General features: G+C 65.2%; 18 protein-coding genes. 7 read left to right on the top strand and 11 right to left on the bottom strand.

Annotated elements, in window-relative coordinates; genetic code table 11:
* Positions 1-460 precede the first annotated feature (460 nt).
* Complete coding sequence (locus ACE10X_RS22910; protein WP_028339763.1) at positions 461-1495, top strand: cysteine synthase A; 1035 nt, start codon at positions 461-463, stop codon at positions 1493-1495.
* A gap of 70 nt (positions 1496-1565) precedes the next feature.
* Here ACE10X_RS22910 and ACE10X_RS22915 read toward each other — a convergent pair whose 3' ends face one another.
* The 4 genes from ACE10X_RS22915 to ACE10X_RS22930 are packed head-to-tail and all read right to left on the bottom strand — an operon-like array spanning position 1566 to position 6080.
* Entirely contained in the window at positions 1566-2306 is a 741-nt protein-coding gene (locus ACE10X_RS22915) for an amino acid ABC transporter ATP-binding protein (RefSeq protein ID WP_038386720.1), read from the bottom strand.
* Positions 2307-2317: 11 nt separating this feature from the next.
* Entirely contained in the window at positions 2318-3838 is a 1521-nt protein-coding gene (locus ACE10X_RS22920) for an amino acid ABC transporter permease (protein ID WP_375762926.1), read from the bottom strand.
* On the bottom strand, positions 3835-5040 hold the full coding sequence (locus ACE10X_RS22925; RefSeq protein ID WP_375762927.1) for an amino acid ABC transporter permease: 1206 nt from the start codon (positions 5038-5040) through the stop codon (positions 3835-3837). Before ACE10X_RS22925 ends, ACE10X_RS22920 begins: the two co-directional genes overlap by 4 nt.
* A gap of 23 nt (positions 5041-5063) precedes the next feature.
* Positions 5064-6080 carry an amino acid ABC transporter substrate-binding protein gene (locus ACE10X_RS22930; RefSeq protein WP_028331912.1) on the bottom strand — a complete coding sequence of 339 codons (1017 nt, stop codon included), beginning with the start codon at positions 6078-6080 and terminating at the stop codon, positions 5064-5066.
* A gap of 327 nt (positions 6081-6407) precedes the next feature.
* Here ACE10X_RS22930 and metC point away from each other — a divergent pair, with 327 nt between their 5' ends.
* From metC to ACE10X_RS22955, 5 genes are all read left to right on the top strand, one after another.
* Positions 6408-7604, top strand: a complete 1197-nt coding sequence (metC, locus tag ACE10X_RS22935; protein WP_375762928.1) for a cystathionine beta-lyase — start codon at positions 6408-6410, stop codon at positions 7602-7604.
* A gap of 285 nt (positions 7605-7889) precedes the next feature.
* Positions 7890-8690, top strand: a complete 801-nt coding sequence (gene cpaB / locus ACE10X_RS22940) for a Flp pilus assembly protein CpaB (RefSeq protein ID WP_057016555.1) — start codon at positions 7890-7892, stop codon at positions 8688-8690.
* A 34-nt stretch (positions 8691-8724) separates the two neighbouring features.
* Positions 8725-10173, top strand: coding sequence for a type II and III secretion system protein family protein (locus ACE10X_RS22945; RefSeq protein ID WP_038386716.1), 1449 nt, complete (start codon positions 8725-8727; stop codon positions 10171-10173).
* 33 nt (positions 10174-10206) lie between these two features.
* Entirely contained in the window at positions 10207-10944 is a 738-nt protein-coding gene (locus tag ACE10X_RS22950) for a CpaD family pilus assembly protein (protein ID WP_375764600.1), read from the top strand.
* Positions 10941-12209 carry a CpaE family protein gene (locus ACE10X_RS22955; protein WP_375762929.1) on the top strand — a complete coding sequence of 423 codons (1269 nt, stop codon included), beginning with the start codon at positions 10941-10943 and terminating at the stop codon, positions 12207-12209. Before ACE10X_RS22950 ends, ACE10X_RS22955 begins: the two co-directional genes overlap by 4 nt.
* Before the next feature lie 19 nt (positions 12210-12228).
* Here ACE10X_RS22955 and ACE10X_RS22960 read toward each other — a convergent pair whose 3' ends face one another.
* Complete coding sequence (locus ACE10X_RS22960; RefSeq protein WP_375762930.1) at positions 12229-13053, bottom strand: tetratricopeptide repeat protein; 825 nt, start codon at positions 13051-13053, stop codon at positions 12229-12231.
* Positions 13054-13193: 140 nt separating this feature from the next.
* On the bottom strand, positions 13194-13439 hold the full coding sequence (locus tag ACE10X_RS22965; protein ID WP_026192789.1) for a PilZ domain-containing protein: 246 nt from the start codon (positions 13437-13439) through the stop codon (positions 13194-13196).
* Between the two features lie 336 nt (positions 13440-13775).
* Between ACE10X_RS22965 and ACE10X_RS22970 the strand changes: the two genes are divergently transcribed.
* Positions 13776-15473, top strand: coding sequence for a Na/Pi cotransporter family protein (locus ACE10X_RS22970; protein WP_375762931.1), 1698 nt, complete (start codon positions 13776-13778; stop codon positions 15471-15473).
* Between the two features lie 49 nt (positions 15474-15522).
* Here ACE10X_RS22970 and ACE10X_RS22975 read toward each other — a convergent pair whose 3' ends face one another.
* From ACE10X_RS22975 to ACE10X_RS22995, 5 genes are all read right to left on the bottom strand, one after another.
* On the bottom strand, positions 15523-17319 hold the full coding sequence (locus tag ACE10X_RS22975; protein ID WP_375762932.1) for a M23 family metallopeptidase: 1797 nt from the start codon (positions 17317-17319) through the stop codon (positions 15523-15525).
* A gap of 140 nt (positions 17320-17459) precedes the next feature.
* Complete coding sequence (locus tag ACE10X_RS22980; RefSeq protein ID WP_016845896.1) at positions 17460-17798, bottom strand: lipid-A-disaccharide synthase N-terminal domain-containing protein; 339 nt, start codon at positions 17796-17798, stop codon at positions 17460-17462.
* Positions 17798-18589 carry a glycosyltransferase family 2 protein gene (locus ACE10X_RS22985; protein ID WP_375762933.1) on the bottom strand — a complete coding sequence of 264 codons (792 nt, stop codon included), beginning with the start codon at positions 18587-18589 and terminating at the stop codon, positions 17798-17800. The genes ACE10X_RS22980 and ACE10X_RS22985 overlap by 1 nt, the downstream gene beginning before the upstream one ends.
* Positions 18590-18655: 66 nt before the next feature.
* Positions 18656-19501: a phosphatase PAP2 family protein gene (locus ACE10X_RS22990; RefSeq protein ID WP_375762934.1), complete on the bottom strand. Its 846-nt coding sequence runs from the start codon at positions 19499-19501 to the stop codon at positions 18656-18658.
* A gap of 1 nt (position 19502) precedes the next feature.
* Positions 19503-21167, bottom strand: a complete 1665-nt coding sequence (locus ACE10X_RS22995; protein WP_375762935.1) for an ArnT family glycosyltransferase — start codon at positions 21165-21167, stop codon at positions 19503-19505.
* Positions 21168-21172 lie beyond the last annotated feature (5 nt).

Below are 21172 nucleotides of genomic sequence, written 5' to 3' on the forward strand. Positions count from 1 at the left end.
GCGGACAGCCCCGTCACGATTGCGTGGCGTCGCATCGCAAGCGATTCGTGGCTACCTTGAATGCCGACTTTTCCCTATTTTTTACGGCATTTCCGCGCATTTCGGCCCGTGTCGGAAGTCACGATTCTTACAAAGATTTCATGGAGATTTCTCGGCTCCTGTTGCATTGAATCCGCAAGATGTGCTTACGCGGCGCGAAAGTCGCGCCACCGCGCACCGCGCCGTCAGGTCTTGATCGGCCTGGAGCGCGCAACTCATCCAAAATCACGGACCACAGGATGATTCTGCTGGCCGACCCGACCGCCGCAAAACGGCGTTCTCCCCAAGTCCGCAACATTCGCGCTGGTGAGGTCAAGCGTGTTGAACCCGCCTCTTGCCGCAGTGCAAAAGCCCTTCCCTTTTTCGATCAGCACACTAGGTTCGCCAAGCAAGACACAGACCGGCAAAGAAATTCCCCGACATGATATTCAACAAAGACGTCATCGAAGCGATCGGCAACACCCCGCTCATCAAGCTGAAACGCGCGTCCGAACTGACCGGCTGCACCATTCTCGGCAAGGCCGAATTCATGAACCCGGGCCAGTCGGTGAAGGATCGTGCCGGCAAATGGATGATCCTGGAGGCCGAGAGGCGCGGCGCGCTGAAACCTGGCGGCCTGGTGGTCGAGTCGACCGCGGGCAATACCGGGATCGGGCTTGCGGTCGTGGCGAGTGCGCGCGGCTACCGCACCCTGATCGTCATTCCGGAGACGCAGAGCCAGGAAAAGAAGGACATGCTGCGGCTGTGCGGCGCCGAACTCGTCGAGGCGCCGGCGCTGCCCTTCGCCAATCCGAACAACTATCAGCATCTCGGCAAGCGTCTCGCCGAGCAGCTGCGCAAGACCGAACCGAACGGCGTGCTGTTCGCCGACCAGTGGAACAACCTCGACAATCCCAAGGCGCACTACGACTCGACCGGACCGGAAATCTGGCAGCAGACCGACGGCAAGGTCGACGGCTTCATCTGCTCGGTCGGCACCGGCGGCACGCTTGCCGGCGTCAGCCGCTACCTGAAGGAAAAGAACCCGGCCATCATCACCGCCTGCGCCGATCCGCACGGCTTCGGGATGTACGAACTGTTCAAGAATGGGCAGGTCAAATCGACGCCGGGCGACTCGATCACGGAAGGCATCGGGCTCGGACGCGTTACGCCTGTGGTCGAGACAGCGAAGGTCGACACCGCGTTCCTGATCTCCGACGAGGAAGCCGTGACCATCATCTATGAGCTTTTGGAGCACGAAGGCCTGTGCCTCGGCGGCTCGACCGGCGTCAACATCGCAGGCGCGATCCAGCTCGCCAAGCAGCTCGGCCCCGGCAAGACCATCGTCACCATCCTCTGCGACTCCGGCAACCGCTATCAGTCCAAGCTGTTCAACCCGGCCTTCATGCGCTCGAAGAATTTGCCGGTCCCGGAATGGCTGGAAAAGCGCAGCAAGATCGAGCTGCCGTTGGTCTAGGGAGACAGTAGCGAACGGCGAGCAGCAAATAGCGCGAAGCTCTATTCGCCATTCGCTGCTCCCTACTCCCTCATCTCAAGATTTGACTCAGGAACAGCTTCGACCGCGCGTGCTGCGGGTTGGCGAAGAATTCCTGCGGCGTGTTCGATTCGATGATCTGGCCCGCGTCCATGAACACGACGCGGTTGGCGACCTCGCGGGCAAAGCCCATTTCATGGGTGACGACCAGCATGGTCATGCCCTCCTTGGCAAGATCGACCATGGTGTCGAGCACTTCCTTGACCATCTCCGGGTCGAGCGCCGAGGTCGGCTCGTCGAACAGCATCACCTTCGGGTTCATGGACAGCGCGCGGGCGATCGCAACGCGCTGCTGCTGACCGCCCGACATCTGGCCGGGAAACTTGTTGGCCTGATGCGGGATCTTGACCCGCTCGAGGAACTTCATCGCGGTGGCCTCGGCATCCTTCTTCGGGATGTTGCGCACCCAGATCGGCGCCAGCGTGCAATTGTCGAGCACGGTGAGATGCGGGAACAGGTTGAAGCTCTGGAACACCATGCCGACCTCGCGGCGGACTTCGTCGACGCGGCGCAGGTTCGGGCCGAGGTCGATGCCGTCGACCACGATCTCGCCCTCCTGGAATTCCTCCAGCGCGTTGATGCAGCGGATCAGGGTCGACTTGCCCGAACCGGACGGGCCGCAGATCACGATGCGCTCGCCCTTGCCGACCTCCAGGTTGATGTCGCGCAGCACATGGAAGTCGCCGTACCATTTGTTGAGAGCGGAAATGTTGACGATCGGGGTTGTGGACATGGTGACCTTGTTCAGTGGCGGCGGTGAGCGTTGAGCCGGTTTTCGACGAACAGCGAGTAGCGCGACATTCCAAAGCAGAACACGAAGTAGATCATTCCAGCGAAAGCGAAGCCGGTAAAGGCCGTGGTCGGCGTCGACCAGGTCGGATCGGAGAACGTCGCATGCAACGACCCCAAGAGGTCGAACAGCGCGACGATCGAAACCAGCGAGGTGTCCTTGAACAGCGCGATGAAGCTGTTGACGAGCCCCGGAATGACGTGGCGCAGCGCCTGCGGCATCACGATCAGCGACGTGGTCTTCCACCAGGACAGGCCGAGCGCGCTCGCCGCCTCGCCCTGCCCGCGCGGGATCGCGGCAAGGCCGCCGCGCACCACCTCGGCCTGGTAGGCGCCGGCAAACAGCGCGATGCCGATCAGCGCGCGGACCAGCCCGTCGACGTTGAAATTGCCCGGCAGGAACAGCGGCAGCATGTAGGTTGCGAAGAACAGCACCGTGATCAGCGGCACGCCGCGCCAGAACTCGATGAAGGCAATCGAGAAGATCCGGATCAGCGGAATGGTCGAGCGGCGGCCCAGCGCCAGCGCGATCCCGATCGGCATCGAGGTGACGATGCCGGTGACCGACACCACCAGCGTCACCAGGAGGCCGCCCCACAGCCTGGTGTCGACGATGGGCAGTCCGCCGCGGTCGAGCCCCATCAGCTTGATCACGATCGCGATGCCGGCAAAGCTCGCCAGGCTCCCGAGTAGCGCCCGTTGTCCGGTTCGCATGCCGCCGCCGAGGAAGAACAGGATCAGCGAGACGATACCAGTGGTCAGCAGGAAGTCGAACCACAGCGGCTGGCTCGACATCTGGAGCTGCTCGCGCAGCGAGGTCAGCGGAAAGATCAGCCAGCCGATCAAGCTGCCGACGAGCATGATGATCTTGCCGACGGCCCACAGCGGCGGTCCGATCGCCGAATTCCGGCTGAGATTGACCAGTACCTGCCCGGCATTGACGATGCTGTCGTCGAACAGCTGCAACAGGCTCGTGACCCAGCTGACGCCGAAACCGGCTAGTCCGCCGCCGCGCAGCAGGAAGAAGGCGACCGCCGGAAACGCGAAGAAGAACAGGCTCGCATTCAGGCCCTTCGCCGGCAGGCGCGGTATCAGCAGCGGCAGCAGCAGGACGGCCGCGAGGATGAATGTCAGATTGACGCGCCAGCGTTCGGCTTCGGGATAGAAGCCATAGACCAGCTGCGTCAGTTTGGCCTGGATATAGGGCCAGCAGGCGCCGACCTGACGGCCGGCGGTCTCGGCGAGACATGCATTGCGGTCCTTGCCGCTCCAGACCGCATCGATCAGCAGGAACCTGAACGCGGGAACGATCGTGTACCAGAGCAGCCCCAGCGCCAGGATCGTCAGCAGGATGTTGGTCGGCGAATTCAAGAGCCGCGTGCGGATGAAACCGACGAGGCCGGTGGTCCTCACCGGCGCCCGGCGCTCGGGCACCAGGTCCTGCCGGACAAAGGATGACGCGGTGACGTCGGTCATGCCCCAAGGCTCCGGTTGATGCGCCAGCCATAGACGCTCATGACCGCGCTGGTGACCAGCGAGATCAGCAGGTACATGCCCATGGTGATGGCGATGATCTCGATCGCCTGGCCGGTCTGGCTCAGCGTCGTGCCGGCAAATACAGAGACCAGGTCGGGATAGCCGATCGCGACCGCCAGCGACGAATTCTTGGTCAAGTTGAGATACTGGTTGGTCAGCGGCGGAACGATGACGCGCATCGCCTGCGGCACGACGATCAGCCGCAAGGTGGTGCCGCGCGACAGACCGAGCGACGAGCCGGCTTCCATCTGTCCCTTATGGACCGACAGAATACCGGCGCGGACGATCTCGGCGATGAAGGCCGCCGTATAGGTCGACAGCGCAATCACCAGCGCAACCAGCTCCGGAATAACCCGCGCGCCGCCGGCGAAGTTGAAGCCCTTGAGTTGCGGCAGCTCGAAGGTCACCGGCAGCCCGAACACCAGCACCGTCACCAGCGGCAATCCGACCAGCAGGCCGAGCACATAGGGCCAGATCCGGATCGCCTGCCCGCGTTGAAACAGCGCCCGCCTTGCGTAGGCGCGCAGCGCCAGCGCGCCTGCGATGGCGATCGCGAGCGCGATCAGAAACGGATCAAGCCCGGCCTCGCCGATCGGCCGCGGGATCACCAGCCCGCGATTGGAGAGGAAGAAGGCGTTGAACAGCGAGATGCTCTGGCGCGGCCCCGGCAGCGCCGCCAGCACCGCAAGGTACCAGAACAACAGCTGGAACAGCAGCGGCAGATTGCGGACGATCTCGACATAGATCTCGCCGAGCCGCGCCAGCAGCCAGTTCGGCGACAGCCGGCACAGCGCAATGATGAAGCCGATAATGGTGGCGAAGACGATGCCAATGCCCGCAACCAGCAGCGTGTTGAGTAGGCCGACGAAGAACACCCGGGTATAGGTGTCCGACCCCGAATACGGGATCAGGTTCAGGCTGACATCAAAGCCCGCATTGTTCTTGAGAAACCCGAACCCGGAGGCAATGCGCTGCGTCTCCAGGTTGGCGCGGGCATTGGCCACGATCTCATAGGCGACCCAGGCCAACACCGCCGCGAACACGATCTGCACGGCAAGGCCAGTCCAGCCGGACTGGCCGCCGAGCGCGCGCTTCAGGCGGAAGATAAACTGCGGCGGTGGTTTTCGGGGCTCGGTCGTCATCGCCGCAGCCGCCTCGTCGCCGGTCAGCGGATCGGAGGCGCGTACTGGATGCCGCCCTTGTTCCAGAGATTATTGAGCCCGCGTGCGATCTGCAGCTTCGATCCGGCGCCGACGTTGCGATCGTACATCTCGCCGTAATTGCCGACGGCCTTGATGATGCGGGAGAACCAGTCCTTGGTCAGGCCGAGTTGCTCACCGAGATTGCCGTCGGTGCCGAAGGCGCGCTTGAGGTCGGGCTTGTCCGACTTGGCCATCTCGTCGACGTTCTTCTGGGTGACACCGAGTTCCTCGGCATTGATCTGGGCGAACAGCGCCCACTTCACGATGTCGAACCACTGGTCGTCGCCATGGCGAACCATCGGGCCGAGCGGCTCCTTGGAGATGATCTCGGGCAGCACGACGTGGTCGGCCGGGTTGGCGAGCTTCAGCCGCTGCGCATAGAGTTGGGACACGTCGGAGGTGAACACGTCGCAACGGCCGGTCTCGTAGGCCTTCACGGTCTCGTCGGCGCCGGCGAACGCGATCACCTCATACTTCATGTTGTTGCCCTTGAAGTAGTCGGCGAGGTTCTGCTCGGTCGTGGTGCCGGTCTGCACGCAGACCGACGCGCTGTTCAGCTCCAGCGCCGAGTTGACTTTCAGCGACTTCTTCACCAGAAAGCCCTGCCCGTCATAATAGGTCACGCCGGTGAAGTTGGCGCCGAGCGAGGTATCGCGCGACAGCGTCCAGGTGGTGTTGCGCGACAGCACGTCGATCTCGCCCGACTGCAGCGCGGTGAAGCGGTCCTTGGCCGACAGCGGCACGAACTTGACCTTGGACGGATCGTCGAAGATCGCCGCGGCAATGCCACGGCAGATGTCGACGTCGATGCCGGTCCAGTTCCCCTTGTCGTCCGGTGACGAGAAGCCCGGCAGGCCGCCGCTGACGCCGCAGGACAGCTGGCCTCGGTCCTTGACCGTCTTGAGGGTTTGCGCCGAGGCGGCCTGGACCGACAGGGCGGCGGCAGCGGCAAGGGTGACAGCCAGGGATACGCGTTTCATGGGCGGGGCCTTTCAGGGTCGTCCGGTGGACGGTTACTTTGTGATCGCCTCGCGTTCACGGGCCATCCCAATGATCCCTTGCAGCAAAAATGCCGATTTGACCGGCAGTTTGACCTGCAAACCGGTCAGGCAACGGATCGTAGGTCGCGGCAGGCCCCTCAACGTGCGGCGACTGGTAGTTGCGGCGCATCACATAGCGACTGACGAGCCGGGTCAAGGGGTTGACGCATGTCTTCTACCTCTTGTTAGTAACACCTCCCGGCCCGGCCCTGTCTTCCGACGCGGTACGGCTGCGGCAAAAAGTCTAAAGTCCAACGGCAGCGATCCATGACCTCCTCCGACGGCTCCACGCCCTCCCACCCGCAACAGGCCGCGACCCGTCTGGTCACGGCCGGCCGCGACACCAAGGCCCAGAAGGGCTTTGTCAATCCGCCGGTGTTTCACGGCTCGACCGTGCTCTATCCGACCGCGGAGGACCTCCACGCCCATCGCGCCGAATTTACCTATGGGCGCCATGGCAGCCCGACCACGCGGGCGCTGCAGGACGTGCTGATGGCGCTGGAAGGTCCGCAATGCGCCGGCGTCGGCCTTGCCCCGTCGGGACTGGCGGCGATCAGCACCACGCTGCTCGCCGTACTCAAAACCGGTGATCACCTCCTGGTGTGCGACAATGCCTATCGGCCGACCCGCAATTTCTGCGACAACATGCTCAAGCGCTACGGCATCGAGACCAGCTATTTCGACCCGCTGATCGGCGCCGGCATCGAGACGCTGTTCAAGCCGAACACCCGCGCGGTGCTGATCGAAGCGCCCGGCTCGCAGACGTTCGAGATGCCGGACGTGCGGGCGATATCGGCCGTGGCGCACGCCCGCGGCGCGCTCATGATCGACGACAACACCTGGGCGACGCCGCTCTATCACCGCTCGCTCGAACAGGGCGTCGACATCAGCATGCAGGCCGGCACCAAATATGTCGGCGGCCACTCCGACATCATGTTCGGCACCGTCGCAGCCAATGCGAAAGCCTGGCCGCTGATCCAGGAGGCGATCCGCCTGCTCGGCGTCTGCGCCGGCCCCGACGACGTCTATCTCGCGCTGCGCGGGGTTCGCACGCTATCGGTGCGGCTTGCGCAGCACCACCGCTCCGGGCTCGAGATCGCGCGCTGGCTCGGCGCGCGGCCCGAGGTCGATCGCGTGCTGCACCCTGCCCTCGACACCGATCCCGGGCACGCGATCTGGAAACGCGACTTCACCGGCGCCTCCGGGCTGTTCAGCATCGTGCTGAAGCCGGTGCCGCAGACCGCGGTCGATGCAATGCTGAACGCGCTCACTCTGTTCGGCATGGGCTTTTCCTGGGGCGGTTTCGAAAGCCTCGCCATCCCGTTCGATTGCAGCGACTATCGCACGGCGACCAAATGGTCGCCGGGCGGGCCGACGCTGCGGCTGCATATCGGGCTCGAGAATCTCGACGACCTCAAGGCCGACCTCGACCGTGGATTTGCGGCGCTGAAGGCCGCGCTCTGATCCTCCCGCGCTGGCGCGCGCGTTAGACGACATTAACCACGACCAACCGGCGATGACGCCGCGTTGCGACCAACGTCGTATGCCTTGAGCACGCGCGATCTCCGGGATTCTGCGGAGATGCAACGGCGCCGATAACTCGCCGTTCACCATCCCCACCAATCCCTTAATTGTCCGGACCTTCCATCAAGTTCCCTTATACTTTTGCGGCCGTAGTGATGCCTCGGGAAGGGCTGTCAGTGCCGCAAGGACGCGACTGCCCTGTGTGAAGGGCATTCAGACAATCGCATGAAAACGGCACGCATCGTGGTCCTCGGCATCGCCGGCGTCGCAGGCCTCGCGGCCATGTATCTCGCGAGCGTTGGCGATCGCAAACCGGCGCCGGTCGCGCCGCCCGTCGCGCAACTGCCGACCGTCGAAGTGCTGGTCGCAAAGTCCGACATCGGGCTCGGTCAATCGGTCAAGGCCGAAGACATCCAGTGGCAGCGCTGGCCAGCTGAAACTGCAAGCAGCGCGTTCATCCGTCACGACGCCAACGCCAATGCCATGAACGACATCATCGGTTCGATCGCACGCGCGCCCTTCATCGTCGGCGAACCGATCCGCGAGCAGAAGCTGGTCAAGGCCAATGGAAGCGGCTTCATGGCCGCGATCCTGCCCTCCGGCATGCGCGCGATCTCCACCGAAATCTCGCCGGAGACCGGCGCCGGCGGCTTCATTCTGCCGAACGACCGCGTCGACGTGATCCTGTCGCGACGCGACAAGAATCCCGACCAGCAAGGCGGCCGCGATATCGTCACCACTGAAATCCTGCTGTCCAACGTCCGCGTGCTGGCGATCGACCAGGCGCCGAAGGAGAAGGACGGCAACAACTCCCTCGTCGGCAAGACCGTGACCCTCGAGCTCAAGCCCGAACAGGCCGAGACGCTGGCGCGCGCCCGGCAGAGCGGCACGCTGGCGCTGGCGCTGCGCAGCATCGCCGACGTCAACGAGCAGACCGACGAGACCAGAGACCATGCCCCGAAGCGGGGCGAGAGCATCAAGGTGGTGCGCTTCGGCATCCCGAGCTCTCTGACGACACAGAAGTGATGGGGGCTTCGATATGACGACGGGTGCGAAACAAATGGCGACGTCGACCACGCTGGTCCGCGCGCTGTCATTCTCGGCGATCACTGCGCTGATGCTGATCCCAGCCCTTGCCAGCGCGACCGATCCCGACAAGAACGCGGATGTCGCGGTGACGAGCAGCATCGCCGCCAAGACGCGCTCCGTCTCGCTCGGCGTTGGCAAGTCGGTCGTGGTCGACCTGCCGCGCGAGGCCAAGGACGTTCTGGTCGCGGATCCCAAGATCGCCAACGCCGTGATCCGCTCGGCGCAGCGCGCCTATATCATCGGCGCGGCGGTCGGCCAGACCAACGTGGTGTTCTTCGACGCCGACGGCAACCAGGTCGCCTCCTACGACATCGCCATCAAGCGCGACCTCAACGGCATGCGCGCCGCGCTGAAGCAGATGCTGCCCGGCGTCCAGATCGAGGGCGTCGGCGACAGCGTCGTCCTGACCGGCACGGTGGCAAGCCCGGTCGAGGCCCAGCAGGCCGGCGACATCGCCGCCAAACTGGTCGGCAGCGCCGACAAGGTCGTCAATTCCATCGTGGTCCGCGGCCGCGACCAGGTGATGCTGAAGGTCACCGTCGCCGAAGTCCGCCGGGACGTCGTCAAGCAGCTCGGCGTCGACCTCAGCGCCAACATGAACTACGGCACCGCCGCGGTGGTCTTCAACAACGCCAACGCCTTCACCGCCAATAATGGTGCGCTCGCCCCCAACAACGGGCTAACGGGCGCAGCCCTGAACAAGCTCGGCGTGCCGACCGTCACCGCGACGCTGCGCGCGATGGAGAGCGCGGGCGTCGTCAAGACGCTGGCCGAGCCCAACCTCACCGCGATCTCGGGCGAGTCGGCGACCTTCATTTCGGGCGGCGAGTTTCCGATTCCGACCGGCGTCACCTGCCAGACGACGACGTCGGGCACGATCGGCAATTGCGTCCAGACCGTCAGCTTCAAGAAATTCGGCATTTCGCTCAACTTCACTCCGGTGGTGCTGACCGAGGGACGGATCAGCCTGAAGGTGATGACCGAGGTCTCCGAAGTCTCGATGGAAAACGCCCTGACCGGCGGTCAGAACGGCACGACCATTCCCTCGATCAAGACCCGCCGCGCCGACACCACGCTGGAGGTGCCGTCCGGCGGCTCGATCGCGATGGCCGGTTTGATCCAGGAGCAGACCAAGCAGGCCATCAACGGCATGCCCGGCGTCGATCAGATCCCGATCCTCGGCCAGCTCTTCAGGAGCCAGGACTTCGTCAACAACGAGACCGAGCTCATGGTCATCGTGACGCCCTACGTGGTGCGCGCCGTTGCACAGAAGGAGCTGTCCCGTCCCGACGACGGATTTGCCCCGGCTTCCGACGCGCAGTCGGCGCTGCTGGCGCGCGTCAATCGCATCTACGGCGTTGCCGCCCGCGGCGAGCCGATCGGCGCCACGCCGGTCAATTTCGGCTTCATCATCGACTGAGGCGCGGACCTGAAGGGGGTGGGGGATCCTATGATGACACGCAACACACAAGCCGGTCGTGCCACGACGCTGTCGCTGTTCGGCGCCCTCGTCGTCAGCGCGATCGCGCTCGGCGGCTGCAATCTGACGGGCGATGTCGTCACCGGCACGGTGCCCGACGACTACCGGCAGCGGCATCCGATCGCCGTCACCGAAGGCGAGCAATCGATCGTCGTCTTCGTCGGCCGCGCCCGCGGCAACCTCACCGAAACGCAGCGCGACGACGTCATGGGGCTGGCACGCACCTGGCGCCGCGAAGGCACCGGCGCGATTGCGATCGACGTGCCGGCCGACAGCTCGAACGCGCGCTCGGCACAGGCGGTGTATCAGGAGATCCGCGGCCTGCTGGCGTCGATGGGCGTGCCCGCCCATGCCATCACCAAGCGCCCCTATCATCTCGATGATCCGCGCGCGCTTCCGACCATTCGCTTGAGCTATCCGAAGATGGCCGCCGTCGCCGGTCCCTGCGGAGTGTGGCCGAGCGACCTCGGTCCCTCGATCTACAATCCGAGCTACAACGAGAACAAGCAGTACGACAATTTCGGCTGCGCCACGCAGCGTAACCTTGCCGCGATGGTCGCCAATCCGTCCGACCTCGAACAGCCGCGAACCGAGACCGCAGCCTATACGCCGCGCCGTACGATCGCGTTCGATAAATACCGCAAGGGTGAGTCGACCGCGACCGCCTACCCCGAAGCCGAGAAAGCCAAGCTGAGCGACGCCGCGAAATGACCGAACAGCAAGACGAGCCGCAGCACGCCAACGATTACATCGCGCCGGCGCCGCGGATTTCCGTGCAGGCCTTCTGCGCCAGCGTCGCGACCGCCGCGAACGCACGCGCGGCTGCCGACGACCGCCGGCTCGCCAAGGCTCATCTCTCGGTCCATATGGGCGGCATCGCCGCGGCGATCGACGCCTACCACAAGGCGCCGACGCCCAACGTCATTATGCTGGAGACCGAGCCGGATCACGATTTCCTCGCCGGTCTCGACGAGCTCGCCACGGTCTGCGATCCCGGCACCCGCGTCGTGGTGCTCGGCAGGCCCGGCGAGACTGCGCCGTATCGGGAATTGGTCCGGCGCGGTGTCAACGACTACGTCATCGGGCCGGTCAAGGTGCTCGACATCGTACGCTCGATCTGCAGCCTGTTCTCGGCCTCCGAAGCGGTCTCGGTCGGCCGCCTGATCGCGGTCGCGGGCGCCAAGGGCGGCGTCGGCGCCTCGACCGTTGCCCACAATGTCGCCTGGACCATCGCGCGCGACCTCGGGCTGGATTCGGTCGTCGTCGATCTCGACCTCGCCTTCGGTACCGCCGGCCTGGACTACAATCAGGACCCGGTGCAGGGCATTGCCAACGCCGTGTTCTCGCCCGAACGTCCGGACTCAGCCTTCATGGAGCGCCTGCTCGCAAAATGCGGCGATCATCTCAGCCTGCTGGCGGCGCCGGCCACCCTCGACCAGGTCTACGATTTCGGCGCCGAGGCGTTCGATGCCATCTTCGATACGATGCGCATGACGACGTCCTGCATCGTGCTCGACGTGCCGCATCAATGGACCGCCTGGACCAAACGCGTGCTGGTCGGTGCCGACGATATCCTGATCGTGGCCGAGCCCGACCTCGCCAACATGCGCAACACCAAGAACATGATTAACCTGTTGAGGACAGCGCGTCCGAACGACCGCCCGCCGCTCTACTGCCTGAACCAGGTCGGTATGTCGAAGCGCCCCGAGATCGAGGTCAAGGATTTCGCCAAGACGATCGAGAGCCAGCCGATCGCAGCGATCCCGTTCGACTGCCGGCTGTTCGGTGAAGCCGCCAACAACGGCCAGATGATCGCGGAAGTCTCCGCGCGTCACCGCACCACAAGGACTTTCCTGCAGATCGCGCAGCGCCTCACCGGCCGCCCCGATCTCGCCGAAGCCCGCGAGTCGTTCCTGTCGCCGATCCTCAAGAAGCTGCAGTCGCGCCGAAACGACGGGCGCCGGGCCGCCGGCTAGCGTTCCGCTTGAAAGCGTCCTAGTCGCGGCGACTGGCTGCGACCGGGATCTTCTCGGCGTCGGTGCGGCTCGCATCCCTGCGCGCCAACAGCCGTTTCAGCGCGGCGACGTTGGCTGAGCCCTGCTCCGGCGTCAGATCGGCCTTCATGATGGTTTCCGCCTCGGACTGGCGGCCCTGCAAACCAACCACGACGGCGAGATTGGTTCGCACCCGCATGTCGCCGGGGGCGCGCTCCCGGGCACGGCGCAGCGTCTCCTCGGCCCTCGGCAGGTCCTTCGACAGCAGGTAGGACAGGCCGATATTGGAGAGCACTGACGGATCGTCAGGCACGATCTTCAGCGCACTCGCATAATACTGCCGCGCCTCGTCGTGGCGATCGAGTTGATCGAGCACGGCGCCCTGCGCCGAGAGGATGCGCCAGTCCGGATCTTCCGGGGTATGCGCGCGCCCGAGCACGTCGAATGCCTGCTGGAAATTGCCGTTGTCGGCGAGCGCCCGGCCGTAACCTGCGAGCAGCGCCTTGTTGCTGGGTTGCGCCAGCACCGCCTGCTCCATGACGGCGACCGCCTGGGCCCGCTGGCCGGTGGCGCGTAGCGCCCGGGCGTATTTCAGCGCGGCCTCGGTGTCTTTCGGGTTGGCGCGGACGCGCTCGTGGTAGGTCGCGATGTCGCGCCGCGGATCGGCCGGGGCCGGCGTGGCCTCCGCCGTGTCGCCCAATGAGCCCGTGATGTCAGACGGGCCGGAGGTTTGACAGGCGGACAACCCGATCAGCAGGATCGCGGCAGATACCGTGCCCGCGAGACGGCGCGCGCGGCCTGAGGGTCGGGGTAATTTCTCAAACATAAAGCGAGACTCGGAACGGCGAAGGTTCCGGGATGCTCACAGCTTAACCCTAAGGTCCGGTTAAGGATGCCATCATGTCGCCGTCATCCGGCCCAGATGCGGTGCCGGACGCCTGGCGAGAAAGCAGCCAAATGACGGGTTCAGTCGACGAACTGGGCGCCGAACTCGTGCCCGATCTGCCAGGCCAGCCGACACTGACGCGGACTGCCGGTCGACAGGATGATGGTGAATTCCGGCGGGATCTCCAGATATTCGGCGATCACCTTGACGCCGCCGGCCGAAATATCGGTGATCATGCAGTCGCGTGGCAGCGACCCTGTGCCCAGTTGAATTTTGGCGACGCTCCGGCACGGGCGGCGTTCGCTCTTGCGGCGATTCATAAACATTCTGATCCCCAAGCCTTTCTGGGCAACTTCCTGACTATCGTCATACCCGGGAAAGATTGGAAACTGCCTAGCGGAACCCATCGCAATTGAGCGGTCGCGTTCGAGATTCGTTTACCCGGGGGCGCCCTCGCCGGGCCCCAGAAGCTTGCTTCAATCAAAGATTGAATAGTTGAGGATTGACGCTGTAGATCGAATGACACCCTCCCGATCGGCCGATCCACTCAGCAGCGTGCGTCGCTCCCGCCGGGCTCGCATGAGAACAAAAAGGGGTTGATCGCCAGTCGATAGACGATACCTATATCCTTTCGACTCGAATTCGCCGGGATGCCAGGAAGCATGGGAAGCATTGTTCTGCTCGATCTGATGGGGGGCGTGGCGCTCCTGCTGTGGGGCCTGCACATGGTCCATAGCGGGATTCTGCGTGCCTTCGGGCCGGATTTGCGGCTGCTGCTTGCCCGGGCGCTGCGCAACCGCTTTACCGCCCTTGGCGCCGGTCTCGGCCTGACCGCCCTGCTCCAGAGTTCGACCGCGACAGCCCTGATCACCAGTTCCTTCGCCGCCGAAGAGATCGTCAGCCTGGTGCCGGCGCTCGCGATCATGCTCGGCGCCAATATCGGCACCACGCTGATCGTGCAGGTGCTGTCGTTCAACGTCGCCGCCATCGCGCCGGTTCTGTTCATTGTCGGCCTCGTCGCGTTCCGCAGCGGGCCGCGCTCCCGGATCAAGGATCTCGGCCGCGTCTCGATCGGCCTCGGCCTGATGCTGCTGGCGCTGCACATCCTGCTCGATACGATGGCGCCCGCCGAGAATGCCCCGGGCGTGCGCGTGTTTCTGGGCGCGATCACCGGCGATCCCGTGCTCTGCATCCTGATCGGCGCCGTCGTCACCTGGCTAGTCCATTCCAGTGTCGCCAGCGTGCTGCTGGTGATGTCGCTGGCCTTTTCCCAGTTCATCTCGCCCTATGCCGCGTTCGCGCTGGTGCTCGGCGCAAATCTCGGCAGCGCCATCAATCCGTTGCTGGAGGGCGCGCGGCGCGACAATCCGGCGAGCTACCGGCTGCCGGTCGGCAACCTCGTCAACCGCGTCGTCGGCATCGTGCTGGTGGCGCCGTTCCTGCGCCCGATCACCGAGATCATCTACGCCTGGCAGCCCGATCTCGCCAAGGCGACTGCGCTGTTCCACATCGCCTTCAACGTTGCGACCGCGCTGCTGTTCATCGGCGTGCTCGATCACATGGCGCGGCTGCTCGAACGTCTGTTGCCGAAGCGAGCGCAGGAGACCGATCCATCACGGCCGCGCTATCTCGACGAGAGCGCGCTGGAGACGCCCTCACTGGCGCTGGCCGATGCCGCGCGCGAGGTGCTGCATATGGGCGATCACACCGAGGCCATGCTGCGCAAGGTGATGGCGGCGATGCTGACCAACGATCGCGCCCTGGTCGACCAGGTGTCGAAGATGGACAACACCGTCGACCGGCTGAACGAGGCGATCAAGCTTTACGTCACGAAACTCACCCGCGGCAGCCTGGACGAGCGCGAGGGTCAGCGCGCGATGGAGATCGTCGCGTTCGCGATCAATCTCGAACATATCGGCGACATCGTCGACAAGAACCTGAGCGAGCTCGCGACCAAGAAGATCAAGCATCGCCTGCAATTCTCCACCGAAGGCGCCGAGGAACTGTCGGCGTTCCACAAGCGCACGATCGACTCGCTGCGGATCGCGTTCGGCGTGTTCATGTCGGGCGACGCCAACGAGGCGCGCAAGCTGCTCACCGAAAAGGCGGCGCTGCGCGCGGCCGAATTGGCCGCCGTCGAGCGTCATCTGGAGCGCCTGCGCGAAGGCCGGCCCGAAACCATCGAGACCACTTCGCTGCATCTCGACGTGCTGCGCGACCTTCGCCGCATCCATTCGCACATCTGCTCAGTCGCCTATCCGGTGCTCGATGCCACCGGCGAGACCGCCGCCGACCGCGAGAGCACGATGGCGACGACCGACGTTGCGGCGCCCGTGCCTTCGAGCTCTCCGGGCTCCTGACCCCTGCAAGGCCCGCCACGGCGCCATGGCCTGATGCGATCTGCGCTCGCTATGTCGGCGGCCGATGTTCGGAGCCGAAACGGCGCTGTGGAAGCGCGGAGATGGCAGCGAGTTGGTTGATGCTGTCACGCTGGCGATCGAAGGCCCCAAGCAGGTCGCCTTGCAGCAGCCGGCCGCCTGACAGCTTCATCCGAAGCGGATCGACGTTGCGGCCGTTGATCCGCACCTCGTAATAGAGATGCGGTCCGGTCGAGAGACCGGTCGATCCGACAAAGGCGATCGTCTCGCCCTGACGAACGCGGTCTCCGATCTTCAGTCCGGACGGGAAGCTCGCGACGTGGGCATAGGTCGTCTCATAGCCGCGGTCGTGCCGCACGCGGATATATTTCCCGTACCCCCGTTCGTACCCTTCAGTCTCGACGACGCCGGCGCCCGCGGCCGCGATGGGCGACCCATAGGGCGCCGCATAATCGACGCCCTCATGGAAGCGGCGGTCGCCAAGGATCGGATGAATCCGCCAGCCAAAGCCGTCGCCGAGCCGCCCGCTCACGACCGGCTTGCGCAACAGGAATTTGGTGATGGACTGGCCGGTCTCGTCATAGAAATCGGAGCTGCCATCGTCCGGCGCCGTGAAGCGATAGTACCGGCGGGTCTGCCCGCCCGCCGTCAAGTCAATGAAGACCAATTCCGGCTGACCGATGTCGTTCGGCGCGTAGATGATCTCAGCCACATCGGCGTCGCCGAGCGGCTCGTCGAGATCGAAATCGCGACCACAGAGCCGCATCAGTTCAGCAACGATCCCCTGATCGACGTGGTTGGAGCGCGCAAGCGCGTTAAGGCCGTCACGGAGCGTTTCGCCCGGAACGGAATGCGTATCGATCGACTCACGCAGCGGGCTCTCGCTCCGCGAGGTGATATCCGGCTGTTCCGGCACGATCGCCTGGTATTGGCCGCCATCGGTGCGACCGACGGCGGACACATTGGAGCCGGCCCGTTCGATCGACACTTTCGCGACATGGCCGCGTGGCGAACCGGCGTCTTCGCCCTGTTCGATGACCGTGATTTTCTCGCCACCGGACAGCGTCTCTCGAGCGCCAGGCGACGGGAAAGCCGCGAGGATCGCCGGCGCGTCCTCCGCGGCCGCCGCCAGCGCCCGCAGGATGGCGGACAGCGTGTCGCCGCTTCTCGCGATAATGACATGTCGACGGTGACGCGACGACGAAGGAGACTTCGGAAGGTTGGTTACGTTGACAGCCTCACCGATCGGAGCCGGCGGATGCGGTACGTCCTCACCGTCAGCATAGGCGCTGGTGCCGCCCGGCAGTGGGCGGCGCGATGGACCCGTCCGTATGATGGCCGGCAGCTCCGACAGCAGGTCGCGTTGCGAGCCCGGTCGCGCGTCGTCCTTTTCGTCTCCCCGCGCTTCCTGTCGTGGTTCGAGATCGATCTCCGCGAGCCGCGCTGACACGCGGGTAAATCGACGGACCGCGCCGGCATCGCTCAGCTGCTCAATCTTGAGCGCAGCGGAATTGCCCTGCGAGCCGAGCCTCCGGTCGAGACGATCGCCGCGCCGCGCCTCGTCAACCACCTGCCCTGCGAAGCGCGGAAGTGACACGACCGGCGCGCTTGCGAATCGCGCGTGATCGCCAAACGCCCCGCGAAGCGCGCCAGCCAGAAGAGCGACGGCCGCGGATCCGATCAGAATCGTCCCCGTCATCCAGCGGAAACTGACGGCGCGCCGGTCAGGCAATTTGCGCTCGCCGGTCAGCGGCGGCTCGTCAAGCGACGGAACATCGCGGACGCCCGATAGACCATCCGCTTTCGTCGCTTCGTCACGGCCGGTCATCAACGCCCCTCATCCCCTGGGGCACGGTCTCGAGATACCGCCACGCCCACGGCAAGCCGTAGATGCCACGCGCCTTGGGGCGAATGTTTGACCTTGATTCAGATCCGGTCGCAATCGATCCGGGCTGACGATGACGGCAATCAGCTATCGAGCGTCTTCGACCCGCGGCCGCGGTTCTTCACGATCAGCATGATGTTGCGAATGTAGATCAGCGTGGCCAGCCCCTGCCCGATGATGATGACGGGCTCGCGCTTGGCAAGCCCGTAGATCAGCGTCATCAGGCCGCCGCCCATCGAAAAGAACCAGAACGCCATCGGCACCACGCTCTGGCCGGCGCGCTCGCTGGAAATCCACTGCACGAGGAAGCGCGCGGTGAAGAACAGTTGCGCGATCAGTCCGAACGCCAGCCAGAAGTCGAACTTGGCGATGAACACGTCGTAGAGATAGGCGCTCAGCGCCTGACCGTACTGAATCAGCATCACTTCACCTCGGTCACGCCCGGCACGCCGGCGACATCGGGCACTTCAGCGACCACTTCCGTGACGACCGGCGTCGGCTTCTTGCGGCGGATCAGCCACCACACGCCGGCGAGATCCATGATCCCGATCCAGAGCCGGTCGAAGAATCCATAGTTCGACACGCCGGAATGGCGCGGCCGGTCGACGACGTCGACATAGGCAATCGTCAGCCCCTCGCGGCGGACCAGTGCCGGAAGAAAACGGTGCAGCCCGTCGAAGTAAGGCATCGCCAGAAACACCTCGCGCGGAAACGCCTTCAGGCCGCATCCGGTGTCGCGGGTGCCGTCGCGCAGGATGATGCTGCGCACCGTGTTGGCGATGCGCGATTGCAGCTTCTTGAAGCCGGTGTCCTTGCGCCCGACGCGCTGGCCCGCGGCGAGGCCGACGCGGCCATTGCCGCTCTCGACCGCCGCGATCAGGTCCGGCAGGAAGGCGGGATTGTTCTGGCCGTCACCGTCGAGCGTCGCCACGATCGCGCCGCGCGCGGCGCGCACGCCGCTGCGCACGGCCGCCGACTGGCCCGACGAGACCGCGTGGCGGAGCTGCCGGAGATTGCGCCGCTCGACCATGACCGCGCTCAGCCGCTCGCCGGTGGCATCGGTCGAACCGTCATTGATGTAGATGATCTCGTAGGCCCAGCATCCGTCGAGCGCGGCCGCGATCTCGGCGATCAGCGGCGCGATATTGTCCGCCTCGTTGCGCACAGGCACGACGATGGAAACGGCGACCGGCGTCTGGTCGGGAGCAGGCAAATCGGCACTCGTGGTTGGTATTGTCGGCGATGGAACCAGCCCGATCCGACCGTCGGGCGACCGCTTTTATGGGGCGAAGGCGCTCCTCGCAACCCTTTTGAGACGCCCGTCCGACGGTCCTGAGAGCGCCACCACGGTGCCGTCGCGATGAATGGCAAAACCAAGGCGGCGGGCGGCGAACCAGTAGCGTACGACCATTGCGCCGATCACCCCGACCAGCGCACCGGCCACCACGTCGCTCGGATGATGCGCCAGCAGCACGAGCCGGGTCGCGGCGATGACCAGCGCATAGACCAGCATCGCGAACCGCGCGCCCGGCCACACCGCGGACACGGCAAAGGCCAGTGCGAACGCGGTGATCGAATGTCCCGACGGAAAGCTCGAATAGGCCTCGGTGCCGGCGAAATGCTGGAAGTTGAAGGCATTGGCCTTGCCGCCGACAAAGGGCCGTCCGCGGCCGACGGTCCACTTGATCAATTCGCCGACAGCGACCGAGAGCACGACCGACAGAAACAGGTATTGCAGCCTTGTCCCGAGGCCGAGCAAGGTGGCGCGCGGCACGCCGCGCAGCGCAGGCGCCGCCAACGCGACCGCGATCAGCAGCAGGCCAAGCGCGCACAGCACATACTCGTCCTTGCCGAAGTCGGTGAGCGTCTTCACCCACCAGAGACTCGGCGTGCCGCGTGGCGGCATCAGACTGATCTCGGTCACATCGAACGCATACATCAGCGTGATGATCACGGCGCCGACAATGACGACGAGCAAAAGTCCGTGGCGCGCGGAGCGGCGCGCCGCCTCGGCGCGGCGCGAATGCGACGGCGCCCGCACGAGCTGGGCGAGGGACAGCCAGACCAGCGTCAGCAATCGTCCGAAATAGTTGGCGGATTCCGGGGTCGCTGGCAGCGCCGGCATGTCATTCCGTCCCTTCGGAACGGAAGATCGCGATCGAGACCGCCTTGCCCTGCGAGATGTTGTAGCCCTCGACGCGCACCGGCGCGTTGTAGCGCAGGCCGATCGCCTCGGCGCGCTGCACGAAGGCGCGCTCCGAGCGCTGCTCGACCAGCGCGAAGCGGCAGGAGCCCTGCCCGAGGAAATCCGCGGCGCCCGATCCGTCGGTGAGCAGCGTCGAGGTATCGGTCATGAACACGAGGCTCGGCTCGTGGAAGCCGGCGGCTGCCGCCTTCGGGCCGACGCAGGTCACGTTACGCAAGGCGCGTGCGACCTCCTGGCTTGGAAATACGGTGGTGAGCCGCGGCAGCACCACGCCATAGGTGCCGGCTGCCATCAGAGCCGCGGCGACCACCGCATTGAGCAGCGAGCGCTCGGCGCGGCTGTCCTCGAACAACCACCACGCGATCAGGCCGAACACCATCGCGACGGCGAACAACGGCCAGGCCGGAAACACCGGCTGATGGATCGCCTTGATGGCGCCGACGATCACCAGCACCGCGCCGAATGCGGGGATCGCGAACCACCAGGCGGCGCCCCGCAACAGCCAGGGCGAGCGCGACAGCACGCGCCGCTCCAGCGCACCGACCGTCAGGATCGCGATCGCCGGATAGAGCGGCAGCACGTAATGCGGCAGCTTGGTCAGCACGGCCTCGAACACGATCCAGGACGGGATCAGCCAGGCCAGCAGGAACTGCGCACCGGGCTCGCGCCGCGCCCGCCAAACCGCAGGCGCCGCCATGCCGGCCAGCGGCGCACCGGGCCAGAACGTGATCCAGAACAGCAGCAGATAGACTCCAGGCGGCGCGCCGTGGGATTCCTGTGCACCGAGCTTGCTCAGCATGTCGCCGCCGACCGAGTCGGCAAAGAAGGTCTCGCCGGCGCGCAGGAAGATCAGCACGAACCACGGCAGCACCAGCACCAGGGTCCACATCAGGCCCCAGACCGGGCGCATGCGCCAGAACCATGCAGCCGATCGGTCAAGAATCGCTAGCCCCGCCATCGCAAGGCCGACGAACATCAGGATCAGCGGTCCCTTGAGCAGGATGCCGACCGCCAGCGCCGTCCAGAAGACCGCCGGCGGGACCCATGACGGGTGCGCGGGGTCCTCGCCGCGCTGCCACGACAGATAGACCCGCGCCATCGCGCCCATCGCCGCGGTGACCGTCAGCAGCAGCATCGCATCGGTCTTGGCGAGCCGCGCTTCGACCCCGAGCAGCACACAACTTGCCATCATCAGGGCGGCCAGCACGGCCCCCTGCCGCGTCACGAAGGCAAGCGCCGTCCAATAGGTCAGCAAAACGGCGCCGATGGCGCCGATCAGGGACGGCAGGCGGTACACCCAGATGCGGACCTGGGCGCGCGGCACCCCGAGCGCGGAGACGGTCTTCAGCGCAGCCGCCTGCATCCAGTAGATGCCGACCGGTTTCTTGTAACGGACGTCATCCTGGAAGCGGATGTCGACGAAATCGCCGCTCTCGACCATCTGCTTGGTCGCCTGGGCAAAGCGGACCTCGTCACGGTCGATCGGCGGGATGGTGAAGAAGCCCGGCAGGAACAGCACCAGGCAGGTCAGCGTCAGCAACAGGATCGAACGCCATTGGCTGGCCGTTGCGAACTCGAACGCCATGAACA

Origin of the sequence: Bradyrhizobium sp. Pha-3 (assembly GCF_042258325.1) — a bacterium.
GTDB classification, from domain to species: domain Bacteria; phylum Pseudomonadota; class Alphaproteobacteria; order Rhizobiales; family Xanthobacteraceae; genus Bradyrhizobium; species Bradyrhizobium elkanii.